Here is a 26,288-nt window from a genome sequence, read left to right on the forward strand (position 1 = left end):
CGGCAACGGTTTGCGACCGCGCTCCTTCGCAAGCGCGATGCGTGACGATCCTGTGGGATAGTTGATCCGGCCTACCGCGTTCCAGCGCCTCGACCGGTGGGGTGTTCAATAAGTCAGCCAGACGTCAGCCTCGCGGAGCGAACGGATTTAGCGAAGGTCACGATCGTTGCCTCACTTTGTCGGACAGCTCTCCTTGCTGCATGGCTGGTTGCCACCAGTGGTGCAGGCCCTCGCGCTGCTCGTGGCGCTCAGCGCGATCGGCTGGCGCAGGCGGCGTTGGCGTGGCTGGGCGCTCCCGGTGGCGCTGGTCGGCGCGGCGGCGGTGACGGCGCTGTCGCACTGGTACATCACGTCGTTGGGCGTGGCCGGGGACCCCGCACCAGCGTCGTTGTGGCTATGGATCGCGATGAGCGGACTGACGGCCGCGGTGCTTTTGCTCGGATGGCCGGGTGCCCGTTGGTGGCGGCGCGGCCTGGCGGTGCTTTCGGTGCCGCTGTGCGCGTTGTGCGCGGCCCTGGCGTTGAACGGCTGGGTGGGCTACTTCCCCACGGTGCTCGCCGCGTGGAGTCAGCTGACGTCGGGGCCCCTACCCGACCAGATCGATCGCCTGCGCGTCACCGAAATGCAGGTCGCGGGGACCAAGCCGACCAAGGGCGTGGTGGTACCGGTGAACATCAACGCCAACGCGTCGCACTTTCCCCATCGGCCGGAATTGGTGTACCTGCCCCCGGCCTGGTTCAGCAGCAACCCGCCACCCCGGCTGCCAGCGGTGATGATGATCAGCTCGGCGTTTAACACCCCCGCGGACTGGCTCCGCGCCGGCGGCGCTTTCGACACCGTCGACAATTTCGCCGCCCATCATCAGGGCTTCGCGCCGGCGCTGGTGTTCGTCGACGCCACCGGCGCGTTCGACAACGACACCGAATGTGTCAACGGAAGCCGCGGCAACGCCGCCGATCACCTGACGAAAGAGGTCGTGCCGTTCGTCGTCTCAAACTTCGGGGTGAGCGCCGACCGAGCCAACTGGGGCATCGCCGGATGGTCGATGGGCGGCACCTGCGCCGTCAGCCTGACCGTCATGCATCCGGACATGTTCAGCGCGTTCGTGGACATCGCCGGCGACGTTCGCCCCAATGTCGGTCCAAAAGAGCAGACCATCGCCCGGTTGTTCGGCGGCAACCCCACCGGCTGGACCGCTTTCGACCCGGTCACCGTCATGAATCGCCATGGCCACTACACCGGGGTGTCGGGCTGGTTCGACGTACCCGCCTCGTCCGGTCCGCACAACGTCGCCCAGGAAGCCACTCCCACCCTCGCTACTCCCAGCGCCGACCCCGCCGCCAACCCGGAAGGCCAGGACGCCGCCGCCAACACCCTGTGCGCCGTGGCCACCGCCAACGGGATCACCTGCGCGGTGGTCACGCAACCGGGCAGGCATGACTGGCCGTTCGCCGCCCAGGCGTTTGCCGCGTCACTGCCATGGCTGGCCGCGACGCTGGGAACCCCCGGCGTCGAGCCCGTCCCGTTGCCTCAACGCGGCGGCGGGGCGCCGCATTGACCCCAGCTACGTCGGACCGTTACCTTTTCGAGGCTGAATTCACAGCTGACCCTCCTGTAACGAACCCTACATAGCGAAATCAGCAATGGTACGGTTCGCTGCTGTGGCGGCGCAGTTTGGCAACACGGGTGTCCCGGGTACCGGGTCGCGCGTGCCGACGTCACACCGCAGGCGGCCCGCGAGGGATCGCGGCGGATTTGTCGACTCTCGTTTCGTCGGCGCTTCCGGTCGGGGCGGCGCCGCGTCAGAGCTGAGCCGGCGTCGCTTTCTCGGCGCGCTCGCCGCGGCCACCGTTGCCGGCGTGGGTGCGGCGCGCCTGGTGGTCGACCCGCAACCCCGGACGTTCGCCCAGGCGCCCGCGGCCCATGTGGCGACGTCCGGCCCGCCCGCGCCGTCGGCCCTGTTGCCGCCACCGCCGCTGAGCGCCCGCATCCCGCTGCCGGGCGGAGGCGCGCTGACCAAGATCCCCGGCGAAGGCGATTTGCTCGCGCTGACCGTCGATGACGGCGTCAACAGCGAAGTGGTGCGCGCCTACACGCAATTCGCCAAGGACACCGGGGCGCGGCTGACATTTTTCGTCAACGGGATTTATAAGTCCTGGACCGAAAACCAGGCGATGCTTCGACCGCTGGTCGACTCCGGACAGATCCAGCTGGGCAACCACACCTGGTCACACCCCGATTTGACCACCCTCTCGAAAGACCAGATCGCCCAACAGATCACCCACAACGACGAATTCCTGAAGAAGACCTACGGCGTCGGCGCGAAACCGTACTGGCGGCCGCCGTATGCGAAGCGCAACGCCACCGTTGACGCCGTGGCCGCCGACCTCGGCTACACCGTCCCGACCCTGTGGTCGGGTTCGTTGTCGGACTCCACGTTGATCACCGAGGACTACATCGTGAAGATGGCCGACGAGTACTTCACCCCCCAGGCCATCGTGATCGGGCACCTCAATCACCTGCCCGTCACGCACGTCTATCCGCAACTGGTCGAGTTCATCCGCGACCGCAACCTGCGCACCGTCACCCTCAACGACGTGTTCCTCAAGACCCCGTAGCGGTGGAGAATCGGGCCGGCGTATCTCCACGGCCTTGACGTCAATCGCCCGCCGCGCCGGTTTCACTGGCAAGCAACGCCTGCAAGGCCTCGCGTAGCTCGCCCAATCGCTGCCGTCCCAGGACGCGTTCCCACCGCTTCTCCACATCGACGGCGTTGGAACGCATTACGCGTAGCGCCTGCCGACCGCGGGGCGTCAGCTCGATCGTTCGCGCGCGGGCGTCGGCGGGGTCGGGCACGCGCGTGACATAGCCATGCCTTTCCAGTGCGGCTACCGCCTGAGCCACCGCCTGCCGACTCACCCTCAGTCGGTCGGCCAGATCCGATGCATGGAGCCCGCCGGCCGCCAGCGGCACCAGCGCAACCGCCTGCGCCGGGCGAATCCCGTCGAGACCCGCCGCCGCGAAAGCCGCTCTCAAGCGCGGCGCGCCCGACGCGGCGACCAGGTTCACCAACGCCGGGACGGTGGGCCGCCACTCGGCATCTGCACGACGTCGCATGGGCAATCAGTGTGCCATCCACGGCGCATTTGACAAGCAGCTTGTCAAATGCGGGAGGCGGTGCAACGATGGGCCCATGCGATCTCGATGCGCTCGGGTGGTCGGCATTTGTTTTCTTCCGATTCTGGTTGCCGCGCTCGGCGGGTGCCTTGGCGGCGGGCACGCGACGGGAACGCCCGGGCCGCAATCGATCCCGGTCGGGCAGTCCACCCAAACCCTCGAGTGGGGCGGGGTCGGCAGGACCTTTCACCTGTACCGTCCCCAGGGATTGACCGACGCGGTGCCGTTGGTGGTGATGCTGCACGGCGGGTTTGGCAGCGGCGCGCAGGCGGAGCGCTCCTATCACTGGGACAGCGAAGCGGACAACGGGCATTTCCTGGTCGCCTACCCCGACGGCCTCAACCGCGCCTGGAACGCCGGGGCGTGCTGCGGCCAACCGCAGCGCGACAACGTCGACGACGTCGGATTCATCACCGCCATGGTCGACGCCATCGGGCAAGGGATCCCCCTCGATAGAGCGCGCGTGTATGCCACCGGCATGTCGAACGGGGCCATGATGGCCCTCCGGCTGGGATGCCAGGCCGACGCCTTCGCCGCGATCGCGCCCGTGGCGGGCACGCTCCTGACCGACTGCTCGCGGGCGCGGCCGACGTCGGTGCTGCAGATCCACGGCACCGCCGACGACAGGGTCCCCTACCAGGGCGGACCCGGAAAGGCCTTCGCGGTCAACGGGAATCCGCGCGTCGACGGCCCTTCGGTGGAGTCGGTCAACGCCACCTGGCGATCCATCGACGCATGCGGACCGCCGAACTCCACCACCGCCGGAGACGTGACCACTCAGGCGGCCGGATGCGCCGACGGGCGCACCGTGGAGTTGATCTCGGTGGCCGGTGCCGGCCATCAATGGCCCGGCGGCGAGCCCAGCCCGATCGCGGAGTTCGCGGGGATACCCGCTCCGTCGACGGCGCTCAACGCGACCGACACCATCTGGCAATTCTTCGCCACGAGCCACCGCTGACACGACAAACGGGGAGGGCCGCAACGCGTTTCACTCACCACGTCGGGGCCCGTGACGATCAACGGTCGTCGAGCATCGCATCGATGAGCCGGCGCAGCACCTCCCCGGTCTCCCGGCGGGCGCGTTTCGGATCGTCGGCGGTGGCGATGGCCATTGCCGCCTCGTCGAGCGCGCCGATCAGCACGTGGGCCAGCGGCCGCACCGGCTGGCGGGCCAGCTGGCCCGCCCCGATCGCCTCGGCGAGCAGCTGTTCGGTCATGCCCAGGCTGTACCGCTGGGCGACATCCCGGAACGCGGCCCAGCCGAGCACGCTCGGCGCATCCAGCAAGACCAGCTGACGCACCTCCGGATCGCCGGAGACCTCGAGCCAGGCGTCGACCGCGGCGCGGATCGCGTCCGCCGGCGTCGTCGCCCCGGACTCGGCGACCAGGGTGGCCATCCGGGCCATCACATCCTGCTCCACGGCCTCGACGACCTCGCCGAAAAGCGCCGCCTTGTCCGCGAATTGGTGGTACATCGCGCCCCGGGTGACGCCCGCGGCCATCGCGATCTCCGGCGTTCCCACCTCCGCGTAGCCGCGCAGGCCCCACAGCTTGCGGGCAGCCGAGATCAGCGCATCGCGGGTCGCCGCGGAGCGCTCCTCCTGAGTCCGTCTCTTGATTTCCATACAGCCTGTTGGTAACTTACGAACAGACAGCCTGTTTGTAAGTGTATCTCGAAGTGGGAGCTAGCTATGTCGACGATCGACACTAATGCCGGAACCATCCATTACGAAGCAACCGGACCCGAGGACGGCAGACCGGTCGTGTTCGTGCACGGGTACATGATGGGCGGCCAGCTGTGGCGCCAAGTCGGCGAGCGGCTCGCCGATCTCGGCCTGCGCTGCATCGCCCCCACCTGGCCGCTGGGTGCGCACCCGCAGCCGTTGCGCCCGGGCGCCGATCGAACGATCACCGGCGTCGCCGGCATCGTCGCGGACGTCCTTTCCGCCCTCGACCTCGACGACGTGGTGCTGGTCGGCAACGACACCGGCGGGGTCGTCACGCAACTCGTCGCGGTGCACCACCCAGAGCGGCTGGGCGCGCTGGTGCTCACGAGTTGCGATGCCTTCGAACACTTCCCGCCGCCGATCCTCAAGCCGGTGATCATGGCGGCAAAGTCGAAGACGCTGTTCCGAACCGCGATCCGGGCCATGCGGGCGCCGGCGGCGCGCAGGCGCGCCTTCGACGGGCTGGCGCACCGCAACATCGACGCCCTCACGGAGGCCTGGGTGCGCCCGGCGCTGTCCGACCCGGCGGTCGCCGAAGACCTGCGCCAGTTCACCCTGTCCCTGCGCACCGAGGTCACCACCGGGGTCGCCGCCCGGCTGCCCGAGTTCGACAAGCCCGCGCTCATCGCCTGGTCGGCCGACGACACGTTCTTCGAGCTGGGAGACGGCGAACGGCTGGCCGCGACCATCCCGAACGCCCGCCTCGAGGTAATAGCCGGGGCGCGGACGTTCTCGATGGTGGACCAGCCCGACCGGCTCGCCGACCTGGTGTCGACGATCGCGGTGCACGCCTGAGGGTGGGATTCGCCGTGACGTTACGCTCGCGGACATGGAAAACGCGCTGCAAGGCCGACGGATCCTGGTGACCGGCGGAGCCACGGGTATCGGCGCGGCCGCCGTCGGGGTCCTTACCGCGGCGGGCGCCGGGGTCGCCGCCACCTACCGCGAGAGTCCACCGCCGGAACACCTCGCGGCCACCTGGCTGCGGTGCGATGTGCGCGACGCCGACGCCGTTTCGGCAATGGTGCGGCAGGCCGCGGAGCGTCTGGGTGGACTCGACGTCTTGGTGAACGCCGCGGGCCTCTGGCAGGCCGGGATACCGGGCTACATCGGTGCCGACGAAATCTCGTTCCTGTTGGACACCAACGTCAAAGCGACCATCCTCACCAACCAGGCCGCGTACGCCGTGATGAAGGACCAGGACCCCAAAGGCGGCCGGATCATCAACTTCGGATCCTCCGAAGCCGTTATGGGCAGCCCGATCTCGGCCGTCTACGCCGCGACCAAGGGCGCGGTGCAGGCCTGGACACGATCGGCCGCCCGCGCGTGGGCCGCCGACAATGTCACCGTCAACGCCTTGGCGCCGGCGGTGCAGACGCCGGGCGCCGACCGATTGCGTAGTTTCCTCGGCCCGCAGGCCGGCGCCCTCATCGACCAGCAGATGAAGGCGATGATTCCGCTCGGCGGGGCGCTGGGAGACCCCGCGCGAGATGTCGGGCCGATACTGGTCTTCCTGGCCGGCTCCGGTTCGGGCTTCATCACCGGGCAGCTGCTGGCGGTGGACGGCGGGCTGATCATGGTGGGCGGCTAAGCGCGGCCGCGCGGCACCGCCTGCCGGCCTAACTCGGGTCCCTGGGCGCCCGCCGGCGGATCTGCCCCTTCGCCCGCCGCACCCGCGTGACGGGGTCTCGGGTTGTGCCCCTGGCGATCTCGTCACGCAGCTGGGCGATGTTGGAGATCTCCGCATACAAGCCGCGGATGGCGTAGTCGAGGACCGCGAACGAGAAGCGCTGATCCGGATCGTCGATGATGCCGAGGTCACGGGAACGCTGCCGCGACCACAGCGCCTCGTCCAGCCGGGCCCGGGTCGCCTCGAGATGCCGGTCCAGCGTATCGACCACGCGTTCCGGATCCTGGCCGCCGGCAAGCCAGGTCTTGAGGATGACGGGGTGCTTGATGACGACCCGATCCTGGCCGGGAAAGTGCGCGACCCACCGGCGCAGCGTGTCGAGCCCCGAATCCGTGGTCTCATACAGCGTGATGGCGCGCTTGCCGGATTGGGCGCCGATCTCGCTGACCATCCCCCGCGCCAACAACCGGTTGAGCTCGCGGCGTACGTGACTGACCGATGGCGACCAATAGAAATGGCCGACCGACAGTTCGGCGCGCGTCTTGATCTCGCCGGCGGTGAGTCGCTCGTCGTTGGCCGCCAGCACACCCAGCACGAGGTAGGCGGTGACCGGCAGGCCGTTGCTGGTGCGCGCGGGGCTCATGGCCGCTTATTCCTGGCCGGTGAAGTACGGCAGGGTCAGGTCTGGGCCGACGACATGGAATTGCACTCGCACGCGCATGCCGATCGCGAGCTCGTGCGGGGCCACGCCGATGACGTTGGTCAGCATCTGGTAGCCCTCGTCCAGCGTGACGATCGCCGGCGCGTAGGGCGGTTCGAACTCCGCCGTCACCGGCCGGTGCACGACCGTCCAGCTGTATATCTGGCCGGTGCCACCGCTCTGCTTCCACCGCAACTCGGCCGAAAGGCATTGGCGGCAGCGCTCGGTCGGTGGAAAATTCGGCAGGCCGCAGGCCTCGCAGCGCTGGTAGCGCAACTCCCCCGATCGACATCCCTCCCAGAACGGAAGGCTGAGTTGGCTGCTGGCGTGCGGCACGGGACCGGTCTGAGGTCGCAGGGGGCCGGGAGTCACAGCGGTTCGTCCCCGAGGATCAGCACCGTGGTGAACAGGGCCCCCGCTCCCCCGTTGCTGCACAAGGCGATATGCGCGTCGGGCACCTGTAAACCGCCGGCCTGGCCGCGCAGCTGCTGGACGGCTCGGATGGCCCGCTGCATCATTTGCGGATTGGATCCGGCGTGGCTGAAGGACATCGTTCCTCCGTCGGTGGTGATCGGATGGCTGCCGTCGATGGCGATGTGGCCGTCGGCGACGAAGGGTCCGCCCTCGCCCTCGGCGCAGAATCCGAAAGCCTCGAGCTGCCGGATGATTTCGAAGGAGAACGGGTCGTAGAGTTCCAGCACGTCCACGTCGTCACGGCGCAGCCCGGCGTGGGTGAACGCGCGGTCGGCCGCGCGCCTGCCGACCACCCCGTTCACGTGATCGCCGCGGCGGCCGGCGAGATCCCAGGCGGGCGGGTGCTGATAGGACGGGCCGTGGAAGTCCGCGCCGCTGCCCAACACGTAGACCGGTTGGCTTGCGACGTCCAGCTTGTCGACGTTGGCCACGACCAGCGCGCACCCCCCTTCGGACGTGGTGGCGCAGTCGAGGAGGTGAAACGGATCGGCGATGGGCCGCGACGCGGTGATGTCATCCGGCGTGAACGGCCCGCGTTGGTAGTAAACGGCTTCGGGGTTTCGCGATCCGTTGTTGCGGATGGTCGCCGCCACCATCGACAGTTGTTCGCGCGTCGTGCCGTAGACGTGCATGTGGCGCCGGGCGATGAGCGCGAACTCGGCGGTGGTGAACATGCCCCAGGGCGCGACGAATTCGTTTTCGGGCCTGGTCCACGGCGCCGTGGCCTCGTGGTCGCGGTATTCGCCCGCCTGGGCCGCGACCAGCACCACGACGTCGGCCATGCCGTGCTCGATTGCGGTGGCCGCCTCGGTGATCATGCCGACACCGAAGCCCAGCCCCTGCCAGGCGGGGCCGAGGCGCAGGTCGTAGATCAATGTCGTGGACAGCGCCCCCGCGCTCACGCCGTCCACGTCGTCGAGGCTCAGGCCGGCGTCGGCAAGCGCGCCCTGGATGGCCTGCAGCGCCAGGCCCCGCGAGGTTTCCCCGTCCAGTCGGCGTCCCTGCCGGGTGTTGTGTACCCCGACGATCGCCGCGGTGGGCTTCGTCACCCTTGCTCCGTTCTCATCGCTTGCGGAACTTCAGTTTTCGTCCGACACGACACCGAGGTAGGTGCCGACGACGTCGTAATCCCGCCCGTCCCGCTTGATGGTTCCGATCGTCGTGGCCCGCGCCGCCGTGCACACAGCGGACGCCGCGCCCGCGTCAACCACGTCGATTCGCACGTCGATCGGCCTTGCCGTCTGCGGGTCGGTGATCTCGACGACCATCGCCACCGCGCGTTCGCTCCGGTCCCACTCGACGCTGGTGATCCGGTGCCGGGCGGTCAGTTCCATCACCGCGGAGTCCTCGCGCACCAGGAAGCGGACCGGGGCACACAGCTCGCCGGCGCGCGGCGGCACGCACAGCGTGACCGCCATGTCACAGTCCCGCCGGCCGGGCGCTGGTGACCCCCAGGGCGCGCAATTCCGCCAGGTCCTGCTGGCCGCGCCCCAGGATGCCCGTGAGGACTTCGCCGGTGTGCTGGCCGTACAACGGCGGCGCCCGGCGAACCCAGCGCCTCGGCTTCCCGACGAACACGAAGGGCATCCCGGTGCACAGGAAGGAACCCGCGGCGGGATGGTCGACCGTTTCCCAGAAGCCGCGCGCGAGCAGCTGTGGATCGCTCAACAGCTCTGCCGCCGCGGTGACGCGGGCCGCGGATACCCCGGCGGCGCGCAGCGTGCCGACCGTTTCGTGCGCGGCGCGGCGCGCGGTCCAATCCGAGATCAGCTTGTCGATTTCGTCGGCCCGCTCCCGCCACCCGGACTCATCGGATCCGAGTTCGGGCCGGCCGATGAGCACCGCCAACGATGCGCGCGCGGCGCCGTCGAGCGCGGCGAGCGCGACCCATTCATCGTCGCCCCGGCAGCGGTACACGCCCTGCGGGGTCGCGCCGGGGCCGCGATTTCCCTGCCGGCGCATCTGGATCCCGTTGCGCGAGTACTCAACCAGCATTTCGGCGGCCACGTTCAGCGCCGACTCCACCATCGTGGACTCGACGTGCATGCCGGTCCCGTCCCGATCGCGGATCACCAGCGCCGCGATGGCCGCGAACGCGGCGTGCAGCCCCGCTATCGGATCGCACACACCGCGCGGAATCACCGGTGGGCCGTCGGCATGTCCCGTCATCCATGCCATCCCCGTCGCCTGCTCCATCGTCTGCGCGAAGCCGACCCGGTCGCGCCACGGGCCGTCCAGGCCAAACGCCGGCATCCGGACCATGACGGCGCGCGGGTTGGCCGCGCTCACGGCGTCCCATTGCAGCCCGAAGTTCGCCATCACCCTGGGCGAGAAGTTCTCGATCACCAGATCGCTTGCGGCAATGAGTTCCAGCGCGGTGGCCCGCCCGGCTTCCGCGCTGAGTTCGATGCTGATGCCGCGTTTGTTGTTGTTGCTGCACAAGAAGACTGGGCCCCACTCCCACCACTGGTCCCAGTCGGGTGGGCGGCCCGCGGAGAACCTCATGCCGTCGGGGCGGCGAACGCCCTCGAGTTTGATCACGTCGGCGCCGAGGGCGCCGAGGAATTGGGTGGCCACCGGGCCCGCCCAAAACGCGGTGAAGTCGGTTATCCGGATGTCGGACAGCGGAAGTGCATCGGCGTCGGCAACCCGCGGCCGGCCGGGTCGCGGCGGCCAGTGCACGCGGCCGTTGTCGGCGCCCAGCAGCGGAGGCCGGCCGGGTGGGCGCGTGGTGATGGCGTCGCTGCGATACGGCACCCGCGGCTGCAGCGCGCCGAGCCCCGATTCGACGAACACGCCCCGTTGCACGAAGTGGTCGACCTTCGGCAGCATGGCGGGAGCGCCGATGGGGGCCACCGGGATGCGAAACGCCACCGCGAGGTCGACGATCTCTTGCGTGGTCCGGGTTTCCGTCCACCGTGTGACCATGCCGAGGAACTCGTCGCGGCGCTCGGCTCGACCGGCGAACGACGCCAGGTCGGCGTCGTCGACCAGATCGGCACGATCGATCATGACGAGGAAGTCCTGGAACTGCTGCGCGGTGATGGTGCAGAAGCCCACCATGCCGTCGGCCGTAAGAACGATCGACGGCAGCTCCAGGCTGCGTTGGTGCAGAAGGGAATCCGCACCCAAGACGCTGGCCGACATGGCGGACAGGCCGCCCATCGCGATCGCCATCGCCTCGTAGGTCGAGACGTCGACGATTTCGCCGCGCCCGCCCCGGGCGGCGTGCCGGGCCGCGGCGGCCCCGACCGCGGCGGCGAACGAACCCGCCAGCCAGTCGCCGAGCCGGCCCCCCGCCTGCACCGGTTCGTCGCCCGGCCAGCCGCGGCCGGCGATCGAGCCGCACAACGCCTGCAGGATGAACTCGTTGGCGATCACCTGGTCGTCGACGTAGGGTCCCGTCGTCCCGAACGGCGTCACGGCCACGATCACCGCCGTCGGGCCCGTGTGGGCCGTGATGTCGTCGAGCGTCCAGCCGTCGGTGAGGTCGGTGAACACGACGTCGGCGTTGGCCAGCAGCGCCGCGGCCTCGTGTGGGACGGCGACGACGGACCTCTTGCCGGCCGCCAGGTAGCCGAACAGCGCCCCCGGCGGCCCGCCGGCCGACCAGCGCCGCATCGAATCGCCTTGTAGAGACTCTATTTTCACGACGTCGGCGCCCGCGTCGGCGAACATCTTGCCGCAGTATGACGCCGCGATCCCGTTCGAGAGCTCCAGCACGCGCCAGTCCGCGAACGGCGCCCGGGCTGCCACGCTCAATTGCCCAGCGTGGTGGCGCGCAACCGGGCGGATCGCCCGGAAATATCGGGAACCTCCGCGGTCACCTGTGCCTGCAGGGCGAACTGTGTCATCCGCGTCCACGCGTCGCGGTCACGCTGGCTGGCTTGGCGACCGACGTGGGTGACCACGTCCACGTCCGTGGCCTGCGCGCGCAGGTGGCCGGCCCGGGCGTGCTCCTTGGGGATGTACCGGAACGGGTCGAATGAGTATGCGGCCATGGCGTTTTCGTGGGTGATCTTGTCGATGACCGCATCGTCGAGGTGGCCCATGGTCGCCATGATGTCTTCCGGCGCGAACGGCCAGTTGCTGTCGGAGTGCGGAAAGTCGGACTCCCAGCACAGCATGTCCTCGTTGAACCAATCCATGTTGCGCACGCCGACCTTGTCGCTGATGAAGCAGGTGTAGAAGTGCCGCCTGAACACGTCGCCGGGGCCGCCGTAGCCCGGCGGGAACGTCGCGAGCGTCCAGCCCGAGTGCCGGTTGTAGACGTGCTCGGCGCGCCACAGGAAATACGGCATCCAGCCGACGTCGCCCTCGGTGAGGGAGAACTTCAGTTGCGGGAAGTCGGCCCAGAACTCGGCCCAGATCAGCTCGGTGAAGGTGAACATGCTCATCATCGACGACGCCGTCATCTGCACGCTGGGCGGGGCGTCGCTCGACACCTGCGGCGAGCGCGACGCCGAGCCGACGTGGGTGCACAGCACCGTGTTGTTCTCGCAGGCGGCCTCGAACAGCGGATACCAGTACCTGGTGTGGATGCTGGGCATTTGCAGCGCCTCCGGGTTCTCCGAGAACGTCACCGCGTGACAACCCTTGTCCGCCAGTCGCTTGACCTCCTTGGCCGCCTCGGCGACGTCGAACAGGGGCAGGATGCCGCAGGGGATGAACCGTCCCGGGTACGCCGCACACCATTCGTCGACGTGCCAGTCGTTGTAGGCCTTGATCATCACCAGGTTGACATCGCGGTCGGGGCCCTGGTTGAGGACCTGGCCCGAGAAGCCGGTGAAGTTCGGGAAGTTCAACCCCGCCAGCTGGCCGCCGGCGTTCATGTCGCGGACCCGCTCGTCGACGTTGAAGCAGCCCGGCCGCATCTCGTCGTAGCGCGAGGCGTCGATGTTGTACATCTCGCGGGGCTTGCCGGCGACGGCGTTCAGGCCCATGTTCCGCCCGCGGACCTCGCCGTAGTACCACTGCTGGATGCCGTCGGGCTCGACGACCACCCGGGGCGCGAGGTCCTTGTACCTGGCGGGGACGTGCGCGTCGAACATGTCGGCCGGCTCGGCGATGTGATCGTCCACGCTGATCAGGATCAGGTCGTCCTTGTTCATGCCGCACCCCTAGCGTGCCGAGATGATGACTAGTAGACAATGACGTCAGTCACAGTGTCAACGGTCCGGTCCGCGCCCGCTCCCGACGCGGCCGTTCGTCGTGATGATCCGCTTCCGGCCGTTAAGGCCCGCTTTGACAAAGGAAAACGGTATGGGTGGCCCAACCGCGGGCGGCAACGTCGGGAACGGGAAACGACGCCCGTCAAGCCATACGGGCTTCGTCGATGCGGACTATTAGTTCATATGTTTGGCGGGTGACCGGCCGTACCGGACGCGCGCGACCGGCCCGCGGGATGGCGGCATCGCGCGCCGCCGGCATGATCGCGTGCCACCATGAGGCATGCCCGGGCCCGGAAGGTGACGCATGAGCACGAATAAAGCTGTGCGGCCCACCACCGTCGACGTGGCCCGATTGGCCAGCGTGTCGACCGCGACGGTCAGCTACGTGCTGAACAACGCCGAGGGCCGCAGAATCTCCGCGCCGACCCGGGAGGCGGTCTACCGCGCCGCGGAGCTGCTGGGTTATCGGCCCAACCTTGCCGCGCGCAACCTCGCCCGCGGCAAGAGCGGCGTGGTTCTCTACGTGGTGCCGCATGTGGCGGTGGGCGAGATGCCCATGCAAGCCGGCAGTCGAATGACCACGGAACTCGCGCGGCAGGGTTTGCTTCAGGTGCAGATCTTCGAGACCGAGGACGATCAGCACGTCGTCGACGCGGTCGAGAATCTCGACCCGATCGCGGTCACGAGCCTGTTCCCGCTCAGCGAGGCCGCCCTCGGCGCCGTCCGGGCGGCGGGCATACCGCACATCGAGATCGGCGCCCTTCCCGCACTTGGGGATCCGCACCTCTCGGTCGGTGAGATGCGAGTCGAACACCTCGTCTCGCGCGGTCACCGGCGGATCGCGTTCGCCTACACCGGAATCGCCAAATGGCGCCCGCTGGGCGACTATTGGTTCGAAGGCGTCGCGCGCGCGGCGCGACTGCGTGACCTTCCGCCCGTCCGCGTCGGCGAGATCACGACCGACAACGCCGCGGACGTGGTGACCGGCTGGGTGCACGACGGCGTGACCGCCGTGTGCGCACAAAGCGACGAGATCGCCTGCCTCGTCCTGTACGGCATTCATCAGGCGCGGCTGCGCTGTCCGCACGACCTCGCCGTGATCGGGGTCGACGCCGGCCCGATGGGGGTGGTGAGCACGCCACCGTTGACCACGGTGCAGTTCGACCCGCGCGCGGTCGCCGACGCCGCGGTCACCGCCGTCTTCGAACGATTGGGACTCCCAACCCCACCGCCGGGTGAGGTGACCGACATTTCCCGGCTCATCGTGCGCTCTTCGACCTGACCTCGCGCCCTGGACATCCGGTGGTTACGCGCATAACCTCGGCGTGACGATCCGTGCAATGAGGCGAGGAGGGATACCCGTGTCGGTGCAGGCTGTGCTGGACGAAATCCGTGAGCGACCCGGCACCGGTGAGGTGATCGCCGTCGTCGATCCCGCCACCGAGGAGCAGGTCACCGAGTTCAAGGATTGCGGGCCGGAAGCGGTCAACGACGCGGTGGCGCGGGCGAAGGCGTCCTTCGAGTCGGGTGTCTGGCGGGATTTGCCGCCCAGCGAGCGGGCGAAGGTGTTGTGGCGGGTCGGCGAGCTGATCGACCGGAACGCCGAGGTGCTGGCCGAGCTCGAATCGCTGAACGCGGGCATGACCCCGCTGCAGGCGCAGGGCACCGTGACCGTCGGCTCCGAGTTCTTCCGCTACTACGCCGGCTGGTGCACCAAGATCGAGGGCATCGCGGCCGACGTGCACACCGGCGGTCTCACGGGCATCGACTCCCATCAGCACGCCTACACCCTCAAAGAGCCCTACGGCGTGGTGGGGCTGATATTTCCCTGGAACGGGCCGGTTTTCAATTTCTGTTGCAAGCTTGCGCCGGCGCTGGCGGCGGGCTGCAGCAGCGTCGTCAAGCCGGCCGAGGAGACCCCGCTGTCGGCGCTGGTGTTGGACGACATCCTGCACGAGGCCGGGGTGCCCGAGGGGGTGGCCAACCTGCTGTTGGGCTACGGGCACACCGCGGGGGCCGCGATCACCGCGCACCCCGACGTCGAGAAGGTCGCCTTCACCGGATCCACCGAAGTCGGCAGGGAAATCGTGCACGCGGCCGGCGCGAGCAACCTGAAGAAGGTCACGCTGGAACTCGGCGGCAAATCGCCGGTCGTCGTCTTCGACGACGCCGACCTGTCGAAGGCCGTCCCGATGGCGGCGTTCGGCACCTTCATCCACTCCGGTCAGGCGTGTGTGTGCGGGTCGCGCATCTTCGTCCAGCGTGGCATCTACGAGCAGTTCGTGGAGCAACTGGCGAACGTCGCGAACGGGCTGCCGCAGGGCGGCCCCAAGGACGATGGCAGCCTGATCGGCCCGCTGATCAGCCAGAAGCAGCTCACCCGCGTCCTGGGCTACCTCGACCAGGGCAAGACCGACGGCGTCGAGGTCGTCACCGGCGGGCACCGGCTGGACCGCAAGGGTTACTTCGTGCGCCCGACCGTGCTCACCAATGTCGCCCCCACCAGCAGGCTGTTCCAGGAGGAGATCTTCGGGCCCGTGGTCGCGGTCATCCCGTTCGACGACGAGGACGAGGCCGTCGCCCTGGCCAACGACAGCACCTACGGGCTGGCCGCGACGGCCTGGACTCGCGACCTTGGTCGCGCACACCGAATTGCCAAGCGGCTGAAGGCCGGAACCGTAGGCCTGAACTGCCAGATGCAGTTCGATCACTCCATGCCCTTCGGCGGCTATAAGCAGTCCGGCTGGGGCTACGAGTCCGGCAAGGCGGGACTCGAGACCTACCTGCAGACGAAAATCGTTTGGGCGCAACTATAGTTGCGGGCCCCGGCGGCAGTCAGGTGAATCGGTTCCCAAAACGTAAGACGTAGTCTAAGCATGAGACTATGACTCAAAATCCGGCGCCCGAGCCTTCCGATCGGTTCGCCCCCAAGGCCCGTGCCGCGTGGCAGTTCTTCCAGCAGATGATCACCGACGTCACCAAGGTCGTGACCGAGGACGCCCAATCCGAGCGGGAACTCCTCGAAGGGCTGCGGGTCATCGCCCGGGTGTCGTCGCTGTGCTCGCAAATGTCCGTCGAGGCCGACCCCGGTCGCCCGGCGTTCTTCGACATGTGCTCGGACACCAGGATGATCGGCGGACCCAATCCCGACGGCAACTACTTCCTGGCGATGATCCGCGGTGATCGGCGCTACCGGATCACCGGCACCCGCGGCGGCACCGCCTACCTCGGATTTCAGATCCTCGCCGGCACCGGCCTGACCCCGCGCCGAATGTCCAATTACGTTGGTGACGCGGACCTGGCGCTGAATTCCGGCGAATTCGCGCTGGTGCTCTCCGCCGAGGAGCCTGCCGATCTCGGTGGCGCGCAGTGGGTGCGGATTCCCGACGACGCGTCGTCGGTCGTCGTCCGCGAATACATCGGTGATCGCGGCTCCGAAGAGCCGGCCACCCTGCGGATCGAGGCACTCGACCCCGGCCCCGTGACCGCGCTGTCCGACGACGAGCTCGCCGAGCAGTTCACCGCGATGGCGTGGTCGCTGATGAAGCTCACCACGCTGCACCGCACCATCAAGCCCGAGCTGCTGGAGAGCCCGAACACGCTGCTGACGGCCGAGGCCGCCGATCTTGGCGCCGCCGACACCACCCCGGACAACCTGTACATGATGGGCACCTTCCGGCTCGATTGCGGCCAGGCGCTGGTGCTCGACATCGAGCCACCCGACACCCGGTACTGGAACGTCACGCTGGAGAGCATCTGGCACGAGTGCCTGGAGCCGCGCCGACGGCACAGTTCGGTGACCAATCGCGCGGTTCGGCCGGACGCGGACGGCCGGGTGCGCATCGCGATCTCCGCGCAGGACTTCGGGTTTGGCCATTGGCTCGACACCGGTGGCCGGCATCGCGGATTCGTCGTCGTGCGCTGGCTGGACAACCCCCGCCCGCCCGACGTCAAGGTTTCGATCCGCGAGCGTCAGGAGTCGGCGTGACGCTGCAGGAGCGGTTCAACCCGGAACGCCTCATCGCCGTGGCCTGTGAGGAAGCCGGCAGCGACGACTTCGGCGAGGAGGGCTGGCGGGACGGGCTGCGGCGTGTCACCGACGGCCTGGTCAACGATGCGCGACTATCGGCGATCGGCGTGGAGATCGCTTACCTCGACATCATCCGCGCCCTGAAGAACCGGCTCGGTGTGATCGCCTGGCGCAAGCAACATCCCGAAATCGCCGGCAAGCCAATCACTTCGCCGATCTTCATCGTCGGCCAACCGCGCACCGGTACCACGATCCTCTACGACCTCCTGGCCCAGGATCCGGACCTCCGCGCCCCGCTGACCTGGGAGGTCGACGCGCCCTGCCCGGTCCCGCAGCCCGAGGCCTATCACACCGATCCGCGCATCGCGCAAACGCAGGCCGGCATCGAACTCTCCGAACAGATCATCCCCGGATTCCTGGCCTTTCACCCGATGGGCGCCCTCGTCGGCCAGGAGTGCGTCCGCATCACCGCCAGCGAATTCACCAGCATGATCTTTTCGGTGCAGTACCGCCTGCCGAGTTACTACCGCTGGCTGCTGTACGACGCGGACCACACCGGCGCCTACCGGTTTCATCGAATCTTCCTGCAGCACCTTCAGTCTGGCGTGCCCGGGCAGTGGCTGCTCAAGTCGCCGGCACACCTGTGGCAGCTCGACAAGCTACTCGCCGAATACCCCGACGCGTTGATCGTGCAGACGCACCGCGATCCGCTCAATGTCATCTCGTCGATCGCCGCACTGACCCACCACTTGCGGAGGATGGGCAGCGACGAGTCGAACATCGCGGAGTGCGCGGCCCAGTCCTATGAAGAAATCGTCGTCGGCCTCGACCGCGGGATGACGCTGCGCGACGGTGGCGCCGTCCCGGCGGGGCGGGTGATCGACGTGCAGTTCGCGGATTTCATGAAGGACCCCTGGAGCACGATCGGGGGCATCTACCAGAAGCTGGGCCGCGAGCTACGACCCGACACCGAGGCGAAGATGCGCGACTTCCTGGCCGCCCATCCTTCGGATGGCGGACGCGGGCGCTACACCTGGTCGGACACCGGCCTGGACGCCGGCGAGGTTCGCGACCGAGTGCGTGCGTATCAGGAGCGCTACGCCGTACCGACCGAGGACCCGCGCTAACCGGCCGCACAAGGATCTCGAAATCCACGCTAGCGTGGGAAAGTTCGAGTAGACCGCACGCCCGCGTCGATCTCGACACGTCAGTCGGCGGGCTCGTAGCGCAGCATCGTGACGTCGTGTTCCGGATAGTCGAAGAACACCGGCCGCACCCGCATCCCGATCCTCAGATCGACCGGATCGACATTCACCATCTCGGTGGAAAACCTTGGCCCCTCGTCCCATTCGACGATGGCGAGCAGCTGCGGAACGGCGTCGGCGAAGTGCGGGCTGACCGGCCTGCGGGCCACGGTGTAGGAGTACAACGTCCCCATGCCCGAGATCTCGCGCCACTCCAGGTCGTCGGCCAGGGTGCGTGGCGCGCGTACCCGGGGGTAGAACACATAGCTCTGCGACGACGGTGAGTACTGGATGACGATGCGGTGCTCGGCCAGCGCATCCCAAAAGGGCGTTGTGGTGGGCGTCTTGACGGGCATCGGACGTTCGAAGTTGATAGCCATCGTGTTTTCTTTCGTTCAGTCGCCCTGGAGGATGAGCGTTGTCTGCTCGGACAGGATTCCGCCGTTGCCGGACACGAAGGCACGGTTGCAATCGGCGACCTGGGCCGCACCCGCACGGCCCATGATCTGGCGGGTGGCGTCGCAGACGTGATGCATTCCGCCCGCCAATCCCGCTTGGCCGAAGCCGAGTTGGCCGCCGGCGGTGTTGAGCGGGAAGTCGCCGCGGAAGGTCAGGTCGTGGTTCGCGACGAAATCCAGGCCCTTGCCCTTCTCGCAGAAACCCGCATCTTCCAGCGAGAGCATCACGGTGATGGTGTAGCAGTCGTAGATCGACACCATGTCCATCTGGTCTCGGGTCAGATCGGTCATGGCGAACGCGGTGTCGGCCGCGGCGGCAATGGGCGTGTTCAGCAGGTCCTCGGCGTAGGTCGGAGTCTTGAACGGCACGTGCTCACCGAAACCCCTGATCCACACCGGACGATGGCGGGCCCGTTTGGCGATGTCGGCGTTGGCGACGACGACGGCGGCGCCACCGACGCAGGGCATGACGATCTCCAGCATGTGCAGCGGGTCGGCGATGACGGGGCTGGCCAGGACGTCGTCGACGGTGAGCGGCTTGTCTTTCCAGATCGCGCCTTCGGTGTGGTTGGCGTTGACCCGCTGGTCGACCACGATCTTGGCCATCGCCCGCTCGTCGTAACCGTAGACCGCCGCGTAGCGCTGGGCCACCTGGCCATACGGTCCGTTCTGGCCCAGGTTGCCGTAGGGGATCTCGAATTCGGCTTGCGGAGAGCCGAACTGGTTGCTCGACGATCCGAAGAACATCGCGTCCACGATGGGTCTGGGCCTCTTCTTGGACGAGGGTGTGATGTATCGGGCGGGCAGTGCGCACAGGACGGCGTCGCAGATGCCGAGTTCGATGGCGGCGGCCGCCCGCCACACCATGGCCGCGGCGGTGGCTCCCCCGAGATCCACCAACTCGGCGAACCTTGCTCCTATTCCCAGGTATTCGGCGATCGTGGAGGGTACGAAAATCTGCGACTCAGCCAGGTGCGAGGCCGCGATGCCGTTGACGACGTCGCCCGGTAGCCCCGCATCCTCGAGTGCGGCGGCGGCGAGTTCCGCCCACTGTTCGAGGACGAACGGCGCGGGCGATGCCTTGTTGAGCCGTTCGGGTGCAAGCTCCACGTACCCGACGATCGCCGCCTCTCCGCGTAATCCCATGTCGTGTCCTCATTCTCGGGGTCTAGGACGTTTTCACTTGCGAGGCAGGCCGAGGATCATCTGGGCGATGATGTTCAGCTGGATCTCCCGGGTGCCGCCGCCGATCAGCTCGGCGGGCAGGTGCAGGTACGGCTGCACGACCGCGGGGTCCGAGTCGGCAACCATCGCCGTCCGCCCGGTCAACTGCAGGGTGGCCCGGAAGGTGCGCCGCAGCAGCACGTTCATCGCCACCTTGGCGATGCTCGACGCCGGGCCGGACGCCTGGCCGTCAAGCAGCCGGATGGTTTCCCGCACGCCGAGGGCCTTGATGGCGTTGGTATATGCGTCGACCTCGCCGAGCGCACGCAGTGCGTCGTCGCGATCCGGTCCGGGTTGCCCCGCGAGCGCCCGCAGCGCGGCCGCCCTGTCGAACTTGACGTAGCCGCTGATGGCCGAACGCTCCTCGGCCATGGTGGCGATCGCGAGGTTCCAACCGTCGGTCGGGTCTGAGAGCAGCATGTCGTCGGGCACGAACACGTCGTTGAGGAAGACCTCGTTGAAATGTGCGTCACCGGTGGCGGTCTTGATCGGCTGGATTTCTATCCCGGGCGATCGCATATCGAGGATGAAGTAGCCGATGCCGCGGTGCTTGCTCGCGGCGGGATCGGTGCGGGCCAGCAGCGCACCGAAGTCCGCCCGGTGCGCCGCCGACGTCCAGATCTTGTGCCCGGTGATGCTCCAGCCGCCGTCGACCTTGGTTGCCCGGGTCGCCAGCGCGGCGAGATCGGAGCCGGCTCCCGGCTCGCTGAACAGCTGGCACCAGGCGATTTCGCCACGCTGGGTCGGTGGGATCAGCTTTTCCTGCAGCGCTTTTGGCGCGGCGCGCAGCACCGACGGCAGGATCCATTCGGCGATGCCCAGCGAGGGCCGGACCAGCGCGCGTCGCTTGTCGAATTCCTCGTCGATGATGAGCTGCTGCAGCGGGCCGGCGCCGACTCCCCACGGCGGCGGCCAGTGCGGCGCGATCAGACCGGCCTCGGCGATCCATGTCCGTTGCGGCCCGGTTTCGAAGTATTCGTAGTCGCCCTGCCGACCCGGCCGGTCGTTGCGCAGATTCACAGCAGCATCGAGGATCTCGGCCACCCGCGAGCGGAACTCCGATTCCGCGTCGCCGAGATTGACCGACACGTCGCGCTGCCGGGTGCGCGTCAGCTCCCCCAGGCGCCGGGCCCAACGATTCGCCGGTCCGATTGACGCGGCCAGGCCCGTGGCCCGCCGCCAATACAGGTGCAGGTCGTGCTCCCAGGTGAAGCCGATGGCGCCGAACATCGTGAGCGAATCGAGCACCAAGTCCGGTATCGGCGAGATCGCGATCACGGCGGCGCCGGCCGCGGCGAGTCGGTGCTGGTCGAGCGATTCGTCGACGGCGCGTACCGCATCCCAGGCCGCCGCGGTCGCCAATTCGCTGTTCACCAACAGCATCGCCGCGTTGTGCTGCAATGCCTGAAAAGTCCCGATCACCTTGCCGAACTGCTCCCGGGTGCGCAGATGCGCCGTGACCACCTCGACGCACCACTGCGCGATACCCGCCGTCGTGCTGGCCACGAGTCCCAGGGCGACGCATGCCGCGCGCTCGGGGTCGATTCCGGTGAGCACATCGCGCTCGCCCATGCAGTACTCGGCAAGCCGCAGGATCCCGACGTCGGCGACGAGGTCGGTGCCGTTGACAGATTCGACTGTCGCCGCGGGGTTTCCGGTGTCTATCAGCGCCCAGACCACGTCGCCGTCCTGACCGCGGGCGCCGACGAGCATCACCCGCGCCGCGCAAGCGCCCATCGTGACGCCCGACGCGCCGGTGACCAGCCATCGCGGGCCGTCGGCGCGCGCGACAAAGTCACCGTTGTCCGGAAGGACGACCGCCGCGGGTACGCCCGAGGCGAGGTCGCGCAGCAGCGCTTCGGCCGTTGGCGCGGTGTCCGCGAGCAGCGCGACGGCTCCCGTCGTCACCGTCGGAAGCAGCGGCCCGGGTAACAGCGCCTTGCCGGCCGACTCCAGGACGCACGCGGCGTCGACCAGCCGCCCGCCCTGGCCGCCGAGGCGTTCGGGCAGGTGCACGGCGTGAAAGCCGTTGGCGACCAGCGCGTCCCACCACCCGGGAAGCCTGCCGGCCGCTAGCGCATCGAACTCGTCGCGCGTCGACGAGATCGGGGCGTGCCGGCCGGCGAACCGCCCGACGGCGTCGCTGAGATCCTGCTGCTCCGGGGTCAGTCCCAGCGTCATGGCTTGATCATGAGGGGAGCCGAGATGTGGCGAACGCGGGCTTCGGCCGCACGGACTGATATCCTTCCGTCTTACAAGACGAACCGTCTCGTCTTGTGGCAGATTACGGGGCGGGTCAGGATATGTAAAGCGCGCTCGATCCTGAGGGACTTTGAGAAGCGAGGATCACCAGATGCCAACCGATCTCGCGCCGCGGCGCCGCAGCGAGAAGTCGCGTACCGCGATCGTCACCGCCACGCGCGAACTGCTTCTCGAGCGCGGATTCGATGGTTTGACCATCGAGGCGGTCGCCGCGCGGGCAGGCGTGGGAAAGCAGACCATCTATCGCTGGTGGCCCAGCCGCCCCGCGCTCGTCGCCGACGTCATGCTCGAAGACGCCGACCGGATCCTGGCCTCGGTGAACCGCACCGACGACTTGGCCGCCGACCTCGTCGGGTGGGTGCGCAAACTCACCGCAAGCCTGATGACGGCCCGCGGCTCGGCCATGCTGCGAACCCTGACCGTCGCGGGCATGGAGCACCGGGAAACGGCCGTCAAACTACGCGCCGGCTTCAGTTCGCCGCTGCACGACAGCGTTCGGAGCCGGCTTCTCGCCGATGGCATCGACGAGGTCACCGCCGACTCGGCCGCGGATGCCATCGTCGGCGGCGTGGTATATCCGATCCTGTCTGGCGCGCAGCCCTATTCGCGGAGGCGAGCCGAACTGACCACCCGGATCATCGTCGAGGCGCTGGCCCGTCGACACTGACAACCCACCGGTTTGGGCCGGGACCGGGAGCACGAATCCGCGACGGTGTCGCCGGTCCTTCGGTCAGTCACGGGTGAGTCGGCGGTGGGTGACCCGGTGCGGGCGGGCGGCTTCGGGACCGAGCCTGGCGATCTTGTTTTGTTCGTATCCGGCGTAATTTCCCTCGAACCAATGCCATTGCGCGGGATGGCTTTCGGTGCCTTCCCAGGCCAGGATGTGGGTGGCGACGCGGTCGAGGAACCAGCGGTCGTGCGCGGTGACGACGACACAACCGGGAAATTCGATAATGGCGTTCTCCAGTGACGCAAGGGTTTCGGTGTCCAGGTCGTTGGTCGGCTCGTCCAGTAGCAGCACGTTGCCCCCCTGTTTCAGGGTGAGCGCCAAGTTGAGTCTGTTGCGTTCCCCACCGGAGAACAGGCGCGCGGGCTTCTGCTGATCGGGGCCCTTGAAGCCGAACGCGGCGATGTACGCACGCGACGGCACCTGTACCGACCCGATATGCAACACGTCGTCGCCGCCCGAGACGACCTCCCACGCGGTCCGGTCGGGATCGATGTGCGCGCGGTTCTGGTCGACGTAGGCGATGCGTACCGTCTCACCGACCCGGATCGTTCCGGTGTCGGGCTCCTCGTTGGCGGTGAGCATCTGGAACAGGGTGGTCTTACCCACACCGTTGGGTCCGATGACGCCAACGATTCCGTTGCGCGGCAAAGAAAACGACAGATCGCTGAACAGTTCGCGGTCACCGAACGCCTTGCTCACATGGTCAACCTCGATCACCAGACTGCCCAGTCGTGGGCCAGGCGGAATATGGATCTCGTCGAAGTCCAGTCGCCGGGTATTGGCCGCCTCCGCCGCCATCTCCTCGTAGCGACGCAGCCTCGCGCTGCTCTTCGCCTGGCGCGCCGTGGATCCGGAGCGAATCCATTCCAGCTCGCGCTGCAACTGCCGCAGTCGCCTGGCGTCCTTGCGGCCCTCCACCCGCAGGCGCGCGGCCTTGGTGTCCAGGTATGTGGCGTAGTTGCCCTGGTACGGGTAGGCGTGGCCCCGATCGAGCTCGAGAATCCACCCCGCGACATTGTCCAGGAAATAACGGTCGTGCGTGACCGCCACGACCGTTCCCGGATAGCCGGCCAGATGCTGCTCGAGCCATTGCACGCTTTCGGCGTCGAGATGATTGGTCGGCTCATCGAGCAGCAACAGGTCCGGTTGCTGTAACAGCAGGCGGCACAACGCTACCCGGCGCCGCTCCCCGCCGGACAGGTCCTTGACGTCGGTGTCGGGTGGTGGGCAGCGTAACGCATCCATCGCCTGCTCCAGACGAGCGTCGAGATCCCATCCATCCCGGAGGTCCAATTGTTCTTGCAGTGCCCCCATTTCGGCCATCAACTCGTCGCCGGCCGCGTCGGCCAGACGAGTGGTGATCTCGCCGTAGCGGGCGAGCAAGGCCTCCGTATCGGCGACGGCCGCACGAATATTGCCCAGCACGGTGCGAGTCTCGTCCAACGCCGGCTCCTGTGCTAGCAGCCCGACGGACACGTCCGGCGCCAGCCGCGCGTCCCCGTTCGATGGCCGCTCAAGTCCGGCCATAAGCCGCAGCAGCGTCGACTTTCCGGCGCCGTTGGGGCCAACCACTCCGATCTTGGCGCCCGGCAAAAACGACAACGTGACGTCGTCCAGGATCACCTTCTCGCCGCGCACCACACGCGCCCGGCTCAGCTGATAAATCCACTGCACAACGGCCTCGCTCTACGGATTGATGCTCGTCCGCAGGGACCATCGGCGGCCGCCCAATCATGTGGGCCGCGGTTGGGTGGCGAGTCCCACCGCCAACAACGTTTCAAGCCTAGCCGGTCACAACGCGCTTCTGCTACTGTCAAAAGCAGTCGCGATACATGGCTTCGCGGCCGGCGATGAAGCTCCGCCGCCTTTCGCGCCGTCCGGCGCTGATGGCTTCTACCCCGCACCACGCGCTGTTCGCGGACGCGTGTCTTCGTTGAAGCGAGGGAGGAGCCATGGATATTCGCAATTCCCCTGATGTCGAGGTGATCAGAGACGCCGAACGCATCCTCTATCGAGAGAAGTGGCGGGTCTGTGAGGAATGCGCCGCGCAGCGACTGGCACAGACGTCGTCGCTGAAATGGACGTGCCTGTTTCCGGGCAGCCCGGTCATCATGGTGGTCGCCGTCGACGGCGTCGTGGTGGGCCGGATCAGGCGCGACGCCGACCGATGGATAGCCACCGGGACCGGGCAGCGGGGCCCGGTCGCCGACTGTGGCACCTTCCGTGCCGCCGCCCTGGCCCTGGCATCGGAGGCCCAGCCCTGTGACATCCCTCGGCAAGACCGGCACCAGCGGGCGCGCCGCCGCTAACCTGCCCGTCATCGAAGCTGTGGCATTCAGGTTGTACGACAAGAGGATTGGGGTCGGTGATGTACGTACTGACCGTCACGAATTTCGGGGACACTTGCTCGGGCCGCTCGGACACGGTCTCGGTCTCGGTCTACGACAGCTACCAGGCCGCGCGTGCGGCGGCCGGCGGTGCCGCCGCCGTCGACGATCTGACGGTTGATACGCGGCACTGGTCGAGGGCGGGCGCGGATGTGACCGCGGCGAAAGGCGTGTTCGTCGACGGTGATGGGGTGGCGCTGTTTGGATTCCGGATCACGCATGAGTCCTGACCGGGCGCCGCTGGGCACTGTCGGGCGATGCTGATCGCGCCCTCGCCACCGGTGAGTATTCAGACACACGACGCGTGGGTCGAGTTCCCGATCTTCGACGCCAAGACACGGTCGCTGAAGAAGACATTTCTGGGCAAAGCCGGTGGCGCCGTGGGACTCACCGCCGCCAATGTGCCGGTTATCGAAGCGCTGCGCGGCATCACGCTCTCGCTGAGCATCGGCGACCGGGTCGGACTGGTCGGGCGCAACGGGGCCGGCAAGTCGACGCTGCTGCGACTGCTGTCGGGCATCTACGAACCCACCCGCGGCTCGGCAACGGTGCGAGGCCGCATCGCACCGATTTTCGATCTCGGCGTCGGCATGGACCCCGAGATCTCCGGCTACGACAACATCATCATCCGAGGATTGTTCCTCGGCGAAACCCGCCAGACCATGCGCTCCAAGGTCGATGAAATCGCGGAGTTCACCGAACTCGGCGACTACCTGTCGATGCCGCTGCGCACCTACTCCACCGGCATGCGGATGCGGCTGGCTCTCGGAGTGGTCACCAGCGTCGACCCGGAAATCCTGCTCCTCGACGAAGCGATCGGCTCCGTCGACACGGACTTCCTGCGCAAAGCGCTCACCCGCCTGCAGAAGCTGGTGGAACGCTCGGGCATCCTGGTGTTCGCCAGCCACTCCAACGACTTCCTCGCGCGGCTCTGTAAGACCGCGATCTGGATCGACCGCGGCGAAATCAAGATGACCGGCAGCGTCGAGGACGTGATAGGAACCTACGAGGGCGCGGAAGCCACCCGCCATGTGGCCCGCATCGTGACGGAGGCGGCCCCGAATGGCTAGCTTC

Annotated in this window: 25 protein-coding genes; 13 read left to right on the top strand and 12 right to left on the bottom strand. The window is 67.9% G+C overall.

All coding sequences use genetic code 11. The annotated features are described in order from the left end of the window. Nucleotides 1-166 precede the first annotated feature (166 nt). Together G6N25_RS09360 and G6N25_RS09365 are read left to right on the top strand one after the other, a co-directional pair. On the top strand, nt 167-1,558 hold the full coding sequence (locus G6N25_RS09360; protein WP_142272511.1) for an alpha/beta hydrolase: 1,392 nt from the start codon (nt 167-169) through the stop codon (nt 1,556-1,558). Between the two features lie 250 nt (nt 1,559-1,808). After that, nucleotides 1,809-2,618: a polysaccharide deacetylase family protein gene (locus G6N25_RS09365; protein WP_083073098.1), complete on the top strand. Its 810-nt coding sequence runs from the start codon at nt 1,809-1,811 to the stop codon at nt 2,616-2,618. A 40-nt stretch (nt 2,619-2,658) separates the two neighbouring features. Here G6N25_RS09365 and G6N25_RS09370 read toward each other — a convergent pair whose 3' ends face one another. Continuing rightward, the gene (locus tag G6N25_RS09370; RefSeq protein WP_083072987.1) at nt 2,659-3,117 is read right to left on the bottom strand and encodes a MarR family winged helix-turn-helix transcriptional regulator; all 459 of its coding nucleotides are present in this window, start codon (nt 3,115-3,117) and stop codon (nt 2,659-2,661) included. A gap of 76 nt (nt 3,118-3,193) precedes the next feature. Between G6N25_RS09370 and G6N25_RS09375 the strand changes: the two genes are divergently transcribed. Beyond that, nucleotides 3,194-4,135 carry an alpha/beta hydrolase family esterase gene (locus G6N25_RS09375; protein ID WP_083072988.1) on the top strand — a complete coding sequence of 314 codons (942 nt, stop codon included), beginning with the start codon at nt 3,194-3,196 and terminating at the stop codon, nt 4,133-4,135. Between the two features lie 58 nt (nt 4,136-4,193). On the opposite strand, the gene G6N25_RS09380 is transcribed toward G6N25_RS09375, so the two are convergent. Further along, nucleotides 4,194-4,802, bottom strand: coding sequence for a TetR/AcrR family transcriptional regulator (locus G6N25_RS09380; protein ID WP_083072989.1), 609 nt, complete (start codon nt 4,800-4,802; stop codon nt 4,194-4,196). Nucleotides 4,803-4,868: 66 nt separating this feature from the next. On the opposite strand from G6N25_RS09380, the gene G6N25_RS09385 reads away from it, so the two are divergent. Continuing rightward, complete coding sequence (locus G6N25_RS09385; RefSeq protein WP_083072990.1) at nt 4,869-5,699, top strand: alpha/beta fold hydrolase; 831 nt, start codon at nt 4,869-4,871, stop codon at nt 5,697-5,699. A 34-nt stretch (nt 5,700-5,733) separates the two neighbouring features. Then, nucleotides 5,734-6,495 (top strand): SDR family NAD(P)-dependent oxidoreductase, encoded by a 762-nt coding sequence (locus G6N25_RS09390; protein ID WP_083072991.1) that lies wholly within the window; start codon nt 5,734-5,736, stop codon nt 6,493-6,495. Nucleotides 6,496-6,523: 28 nt separating this feature from the next. Here G6N25_RS09390 and G6N25_RS09395 read toward each other — a convergent pair whose 3' ends face one another. From G6N25_RS09395 to G6N25_RS09420, 6 genes are read right to left on the bottom strand one after another with little or no spacing between them, the layout of a single operon-like run. After that, entirely contained in the window at nt 6,524-7,177 is a 654-nt protein-coding gene (locus G6N25_RS09395) for a PadR family transcriptional regulator (protein WP_083072992.1), read from the bottom strand. A 6-nt stretch (nt 7,178-7,183) separates the two neighbouring features. Next, nucleotides 7,184-7,606 (bottom strand): Zn-ribbon domain-containing OB-fold protein, encoded by a 423-nt coding sequence (locus G6N25_RS09400; RefSeq protein WP_083072993.1) that lies wholly within the window; start codon nt 7,604-7,606, stop codon nt 7,184-7,186. Then, complete coding sequence (locus tag G6N25_RS09405) at nt 7,603-8,757, bottom strand: thiolase family protein (protein WP_083072994.1); 1,155 nt, start codon at nt 8,755-8,757, stop codon at nt 7,603-7,605. The genes G6N25_RS09400 and G6N25_RS09405 overlap by 4 nt, the downstream gene beginning before the upstream one ends. Nucleotides 8,758-8,787: 30 nt before the next feature. After that, nucleotides 8,788-9,126, bottom strand: a complete 339-nt coding sequence (locus G6N25_RS09410) for a hypothetical protein (protein WP_083072995.1) — start codon at nt 9,124-9,126, stop codon at nt 8,788-8,790. Between the two features lies 1 nt (nt 9,127). Continuing rightward, nucleotides 9,128-11,464, bottom strand: a complete 2,337-nt coding sequence (locus G6N25_RS09415; protein WP_083072996.1) for a CaiB/BaiF CoA-transferase family protein — start codon at nt 11,462-11,464, stop codon at nt 9,128-9,130. Nucleotides 11,465-11,466: 2 nt separating this feature from the next. Continuing rightward, nucleotides 11,467-12,819: an amidohydrolase family protein gene (locus G6N25_RS09420; RefSeq protein ID WP_083072997.1), complete on the bottom strand. Its 1,353-nt coding sequence runs from the start codon at nt 12,817-12,819 to the stop codon at nt 11,467-11,469. A 364-nt stretch (nt 12,820-13,183) separates the two neighbouring features. On the opposite strand from G6N25_RS09420, the gene G6N25_RS09425 reads away from it, so the two are divergent. The 4 genes from G6N25_RS09425 to G6N25_RS09440 all read left to right on the top strand — a co-directional run bounded on the left by G6N25_RS09425 (nt 13,184) and on the right by G6N25_RS09440 (nt 18,036). After that, the gene (locus G6N25_RS09425; RefSeq protein WP_083072998.1) at nt 13,184-14,161 is read left to right on the top strand and encodes a LacI family DNA-binding transcriptional regulator; all 978 of its coding nucleotides are present in this window, start codon (nt 13,184-13,186) and stop codon (nt 14,159-14,161) included. A 79-nt stretch (nt 14,162-14,240) separates the two neighbouring features. Further along, the gene (locus G6N25_RS09430; RefSeq protein WP_083072999.1) at nt 14,241-15,695 is read left to right on the top strand and encodes an aldehyde dehydrogenase family protein; all 1,455 of its coding nucleotides are present in this window, start codon (nt 14,241-14,243) and stop codon (nt 15,693-15,695) included. Between the two features lie 68 nt (nt 15,696-15,763). Beyond that, nucleotides 15,764-16,867 carry a DUF1214 domain-containing protein gene (locus G6N25_RS09435; RefSeq protein WP_083073000.1) on the top strand — a complete coding sequence of 368 codons (1,104 nt, stop codon included), beginning with the start codon at nt 15,764-15,766 and terminating at the stop codon, nt 16,865-16,867. Then, nucleotides 16,864-18,036: a sulfotransferase family protein gene (locus tag G6N25_RS09440; RefSeq protein WP_083073001.1), complete on the top strand. Its 1,173-nt coding sequence runs from the start codon at nt 16,864-16,866 to the stop codon at nt 18,034-18,036. The genes G6N25_RS09435 and G6N25_RS09440 overlap by 4 nt, the downstream gene beginning before the upstream one ends. 80 nt (nt 18,037-18,116) lie before the next feature. Here the strand turns inward: G6N25_RS09440 and G6N25_RS09445 are convergent, their stop codons facing one another. From G6N25_RS09445 to G6N25_RS09455, 3 genes are read right to left on the bottom strand one after another with little or no spacing between them, the layout of a single operon-like run. Continuing rightward, nucleotides 18,117-18,533 (bottom strand): Zn-ribbon domain-containing OB-fold protein, encoded by a 417-nt coding sequence (locus G6N25_RS09445; RefSeq protein WP_083073002.1) that lies wholly within the window; start codon nt 18,531-18,533, stop codon nt 18,117-18,119. 15 nt (nt 18,534-18,548) lie between these two features. Further along, nucleotides 18,549-19,757, bottom strand: a complete 1,209-nt coding sequence (locus G6N25_RS09450; RefSeq protein WP_083073003.1) for a thiolase family protein — start codon at nt 19,755-19,757, stop codon at nt 18,549-18,551. Between the two features lie 33 nt (nt 19,758-19,790). Beyond that, nucleotides 19,791-22,016 (bottom strand): acyl-CoA dehydrogenase, encoded by a 2,226-nt coding sequence (locus G6N25_RS09455; protein WP_083073004.1) that lies wholly within the window; start codon nt 22,014-22,016, stop codon nt 19,791-19,793. Nucleotides 22,017-22,188: 172 nt separating this feature from the next. On the opposite strand from G6N25_RS09455, the gene G6N25_RS09460 reads away from it, so the two are divergent. Continuing rightward, nucleotides 22,189-22,764 (top strand): TetR/AcrR family transcriptional regulator, encoded by a 576-nt coding sequence (locus G6N25_RS09460; RefSeq protein ID WP_083073005.1) that lies wholly within the window; start codon nt 22,189-22,191, stop codon nt 22,762-22,764. A gap of 63 nt (nt 22,765-22,827) precedes the next feature. Here the strand turns inward: G6N25_RS09460 and ettA are convergent, their stop codons facing one another. Further along, complete coding sequence (gene ettA / locus G6N25_RS09465; protein WP_083073006.1) at nt 22,828-24,501, bottom strand: energy-dependent translational throttle protein EttA; 1,674 nt, start codon at nt 24,499-24,501, stop codon at nt 22,828-22,830. 278 nt (nt 24,502-24,779) lie between these two features. Between ettA and G6N25_RS09470 the strand changes: the two genes are divergently transcribed. The 3 genes from G6N25_RS09470 to wzt are packed head-to-tail and all read left to right on the top strand — an operon-like array spanning nt 24,780 to nt 26,284. After that, nucleotides 24,780-25,136, top strand: a complete 357-nt coding sequence (locus tag G6N25_RS09470) for a hypothetical protein (protein ID WP_083073007.1) — start codon at nt 24,780-24,782, stop codon at nt 25,134-25,136. Nucleotides 25,137-25,192: 56 nt separating this feature from the next. Continuing rightward, nucleotides 25,193-25,444: a hypothetical protein gene (locus tag G6N25_RS09475; protein ID WP_142272513.1), complete on the top strand. Its 252-nt coding sequence runs from the start codon at nt 25,193-25,195 to the stop codon at nt 25,442-25,444. 27 nt (nt 25,445-25,471) lie between these two features. Next, a complete protein-coding gene (gene wzt, locus G6N25_RS09480) occupies nt 25,472-26,284 on the top strand; it encodes a galactan export ABC transporter ATP-binding subunit Wzt/RfbE (RefSeq protein WP_083073009.1) in 813 nt (270 codons plus the stop codon). Nucleotides 26,285-26,288 lie beyond the last annotated feature (4 nt).

Origin of the sequence: Mycobacterium heidelbergense (assembly GCF_010730745.1) — a bacterium.
In the GTDB taxonomy this organism is placed as follows: Bacteria; Actinomycetota; Actinomycetes; order Mycobacteriales; family Mycobacteriaceae; genus Mycobacterium; species Mycobacterium heidelbergense.

Coding starts and splice junctions, on each gene's coding strand:
- G6N25_RS09370 (WP_083072987.1), bottom strand. CDS start 3,117: ATGCGACGTCGTGCAGATGCCGAGTGGCGGCCCACCGTCCCGGCGTTG.
- G6N25_RS09375 (WP_083072988.1), top strand. CDS start 3,194: ATGCGATCTCGATGCGCTCGGGTGGTCGGCATTTGTTTTCTTCCGATT.
- G6N25_RS09380 (WP_083072989.1), bottom strand. CDS start 4,802: ATGGAAATCAAGAGACGGACTCAGGAGGAGCGCTCCGCGGCGACCCGC.
- G6N25_RS09385 (WP_083072990.1), top strand. CDS start 4,869: ATGTCGACGATCGACACTAATGCCGGAACCATCCATTACGAAGCAACC.
- G6N25_RS09390 (WP_083072991.1), top strand. CDS start 5,734: ATGGAAAACGCGCTGCAAGGCCGACGGATCCTGGTGACCGGCGGAGCC.
- G6N25_RS09395 (WP_083072992.1), bottom strand. CDS start 7,177: ATGAGCCCCGCGCGCACCAGCAACGGCCTGCCGGTCACCGCCTACCTC.
- G6N25_RS09410 (WP_083072995.1), bottom strand. CDS start 9,126: ATGGCGGTCACGCTGTGCGTGCCGCCGCGCGCCGGCGAGCTGTGTGCC.
- G6N25_RS09420 (WP_083072997.1), bottom strand. CDS start 12,819: ATGAACAAGGACGACCTGATCCTGATCAGCGTGGACGATCACATCGCC.
- G6N25_RS09425 (WP_083072998.1), top strand. CDS start 13,184: ATGAGCACGAATAAAGCTGTGCGGCCCACCACCGTCGACGTGGCCCGA.
- G6N25_RS09435 (WP_083073000.1), top strand. CDS start 15,764: ATGACTCAAAATCCGGCGCCCGAGCCTTCCGATCGGTTCGCCCCCAAG.
- G6N25_RS09445 (WP_083073002.1), bottom strand. CDS start 18,533: ATGGCTATCAACTTCGAACGTCCGATGCCCGTCAAGACGCCCACCACA.
- G6N25_RS09450 (WP_083073003.1), bottom strand. CDS start 19,757: ATGGGATTACGCGGAGAGGCGGCGATCGTCGGGTACGTGGAGCTTGCA.
- G6N25_RS09455 (WP_083073004.1), bottom strand. CDS start 22,016: ATGACGCTGGGACTGACCCCGGAGCAGCAGGATCTCAGCGACGCCGTC.
- G6N25_RS09460 (WP_083073005.1), top strand. CDS start 22,189: ATGCCAACCGATCTCGCGCCGCGGCGCCGCAGCGAGAAGTCGCGTACC.
- G6N25_RS09470 (WP_083073007.1), top strand. CDS start 24,780: ATGGATATTCGCAATTCCCCTGATGTCGAGGTGATCAGAGACGCCGAA.
- wzt (WP_083073009.1), top strand. CDS start 25,472: ATGCTGATCGCGCCCTCGCCACCGGTGAGTATTCAGACACACGACGCG.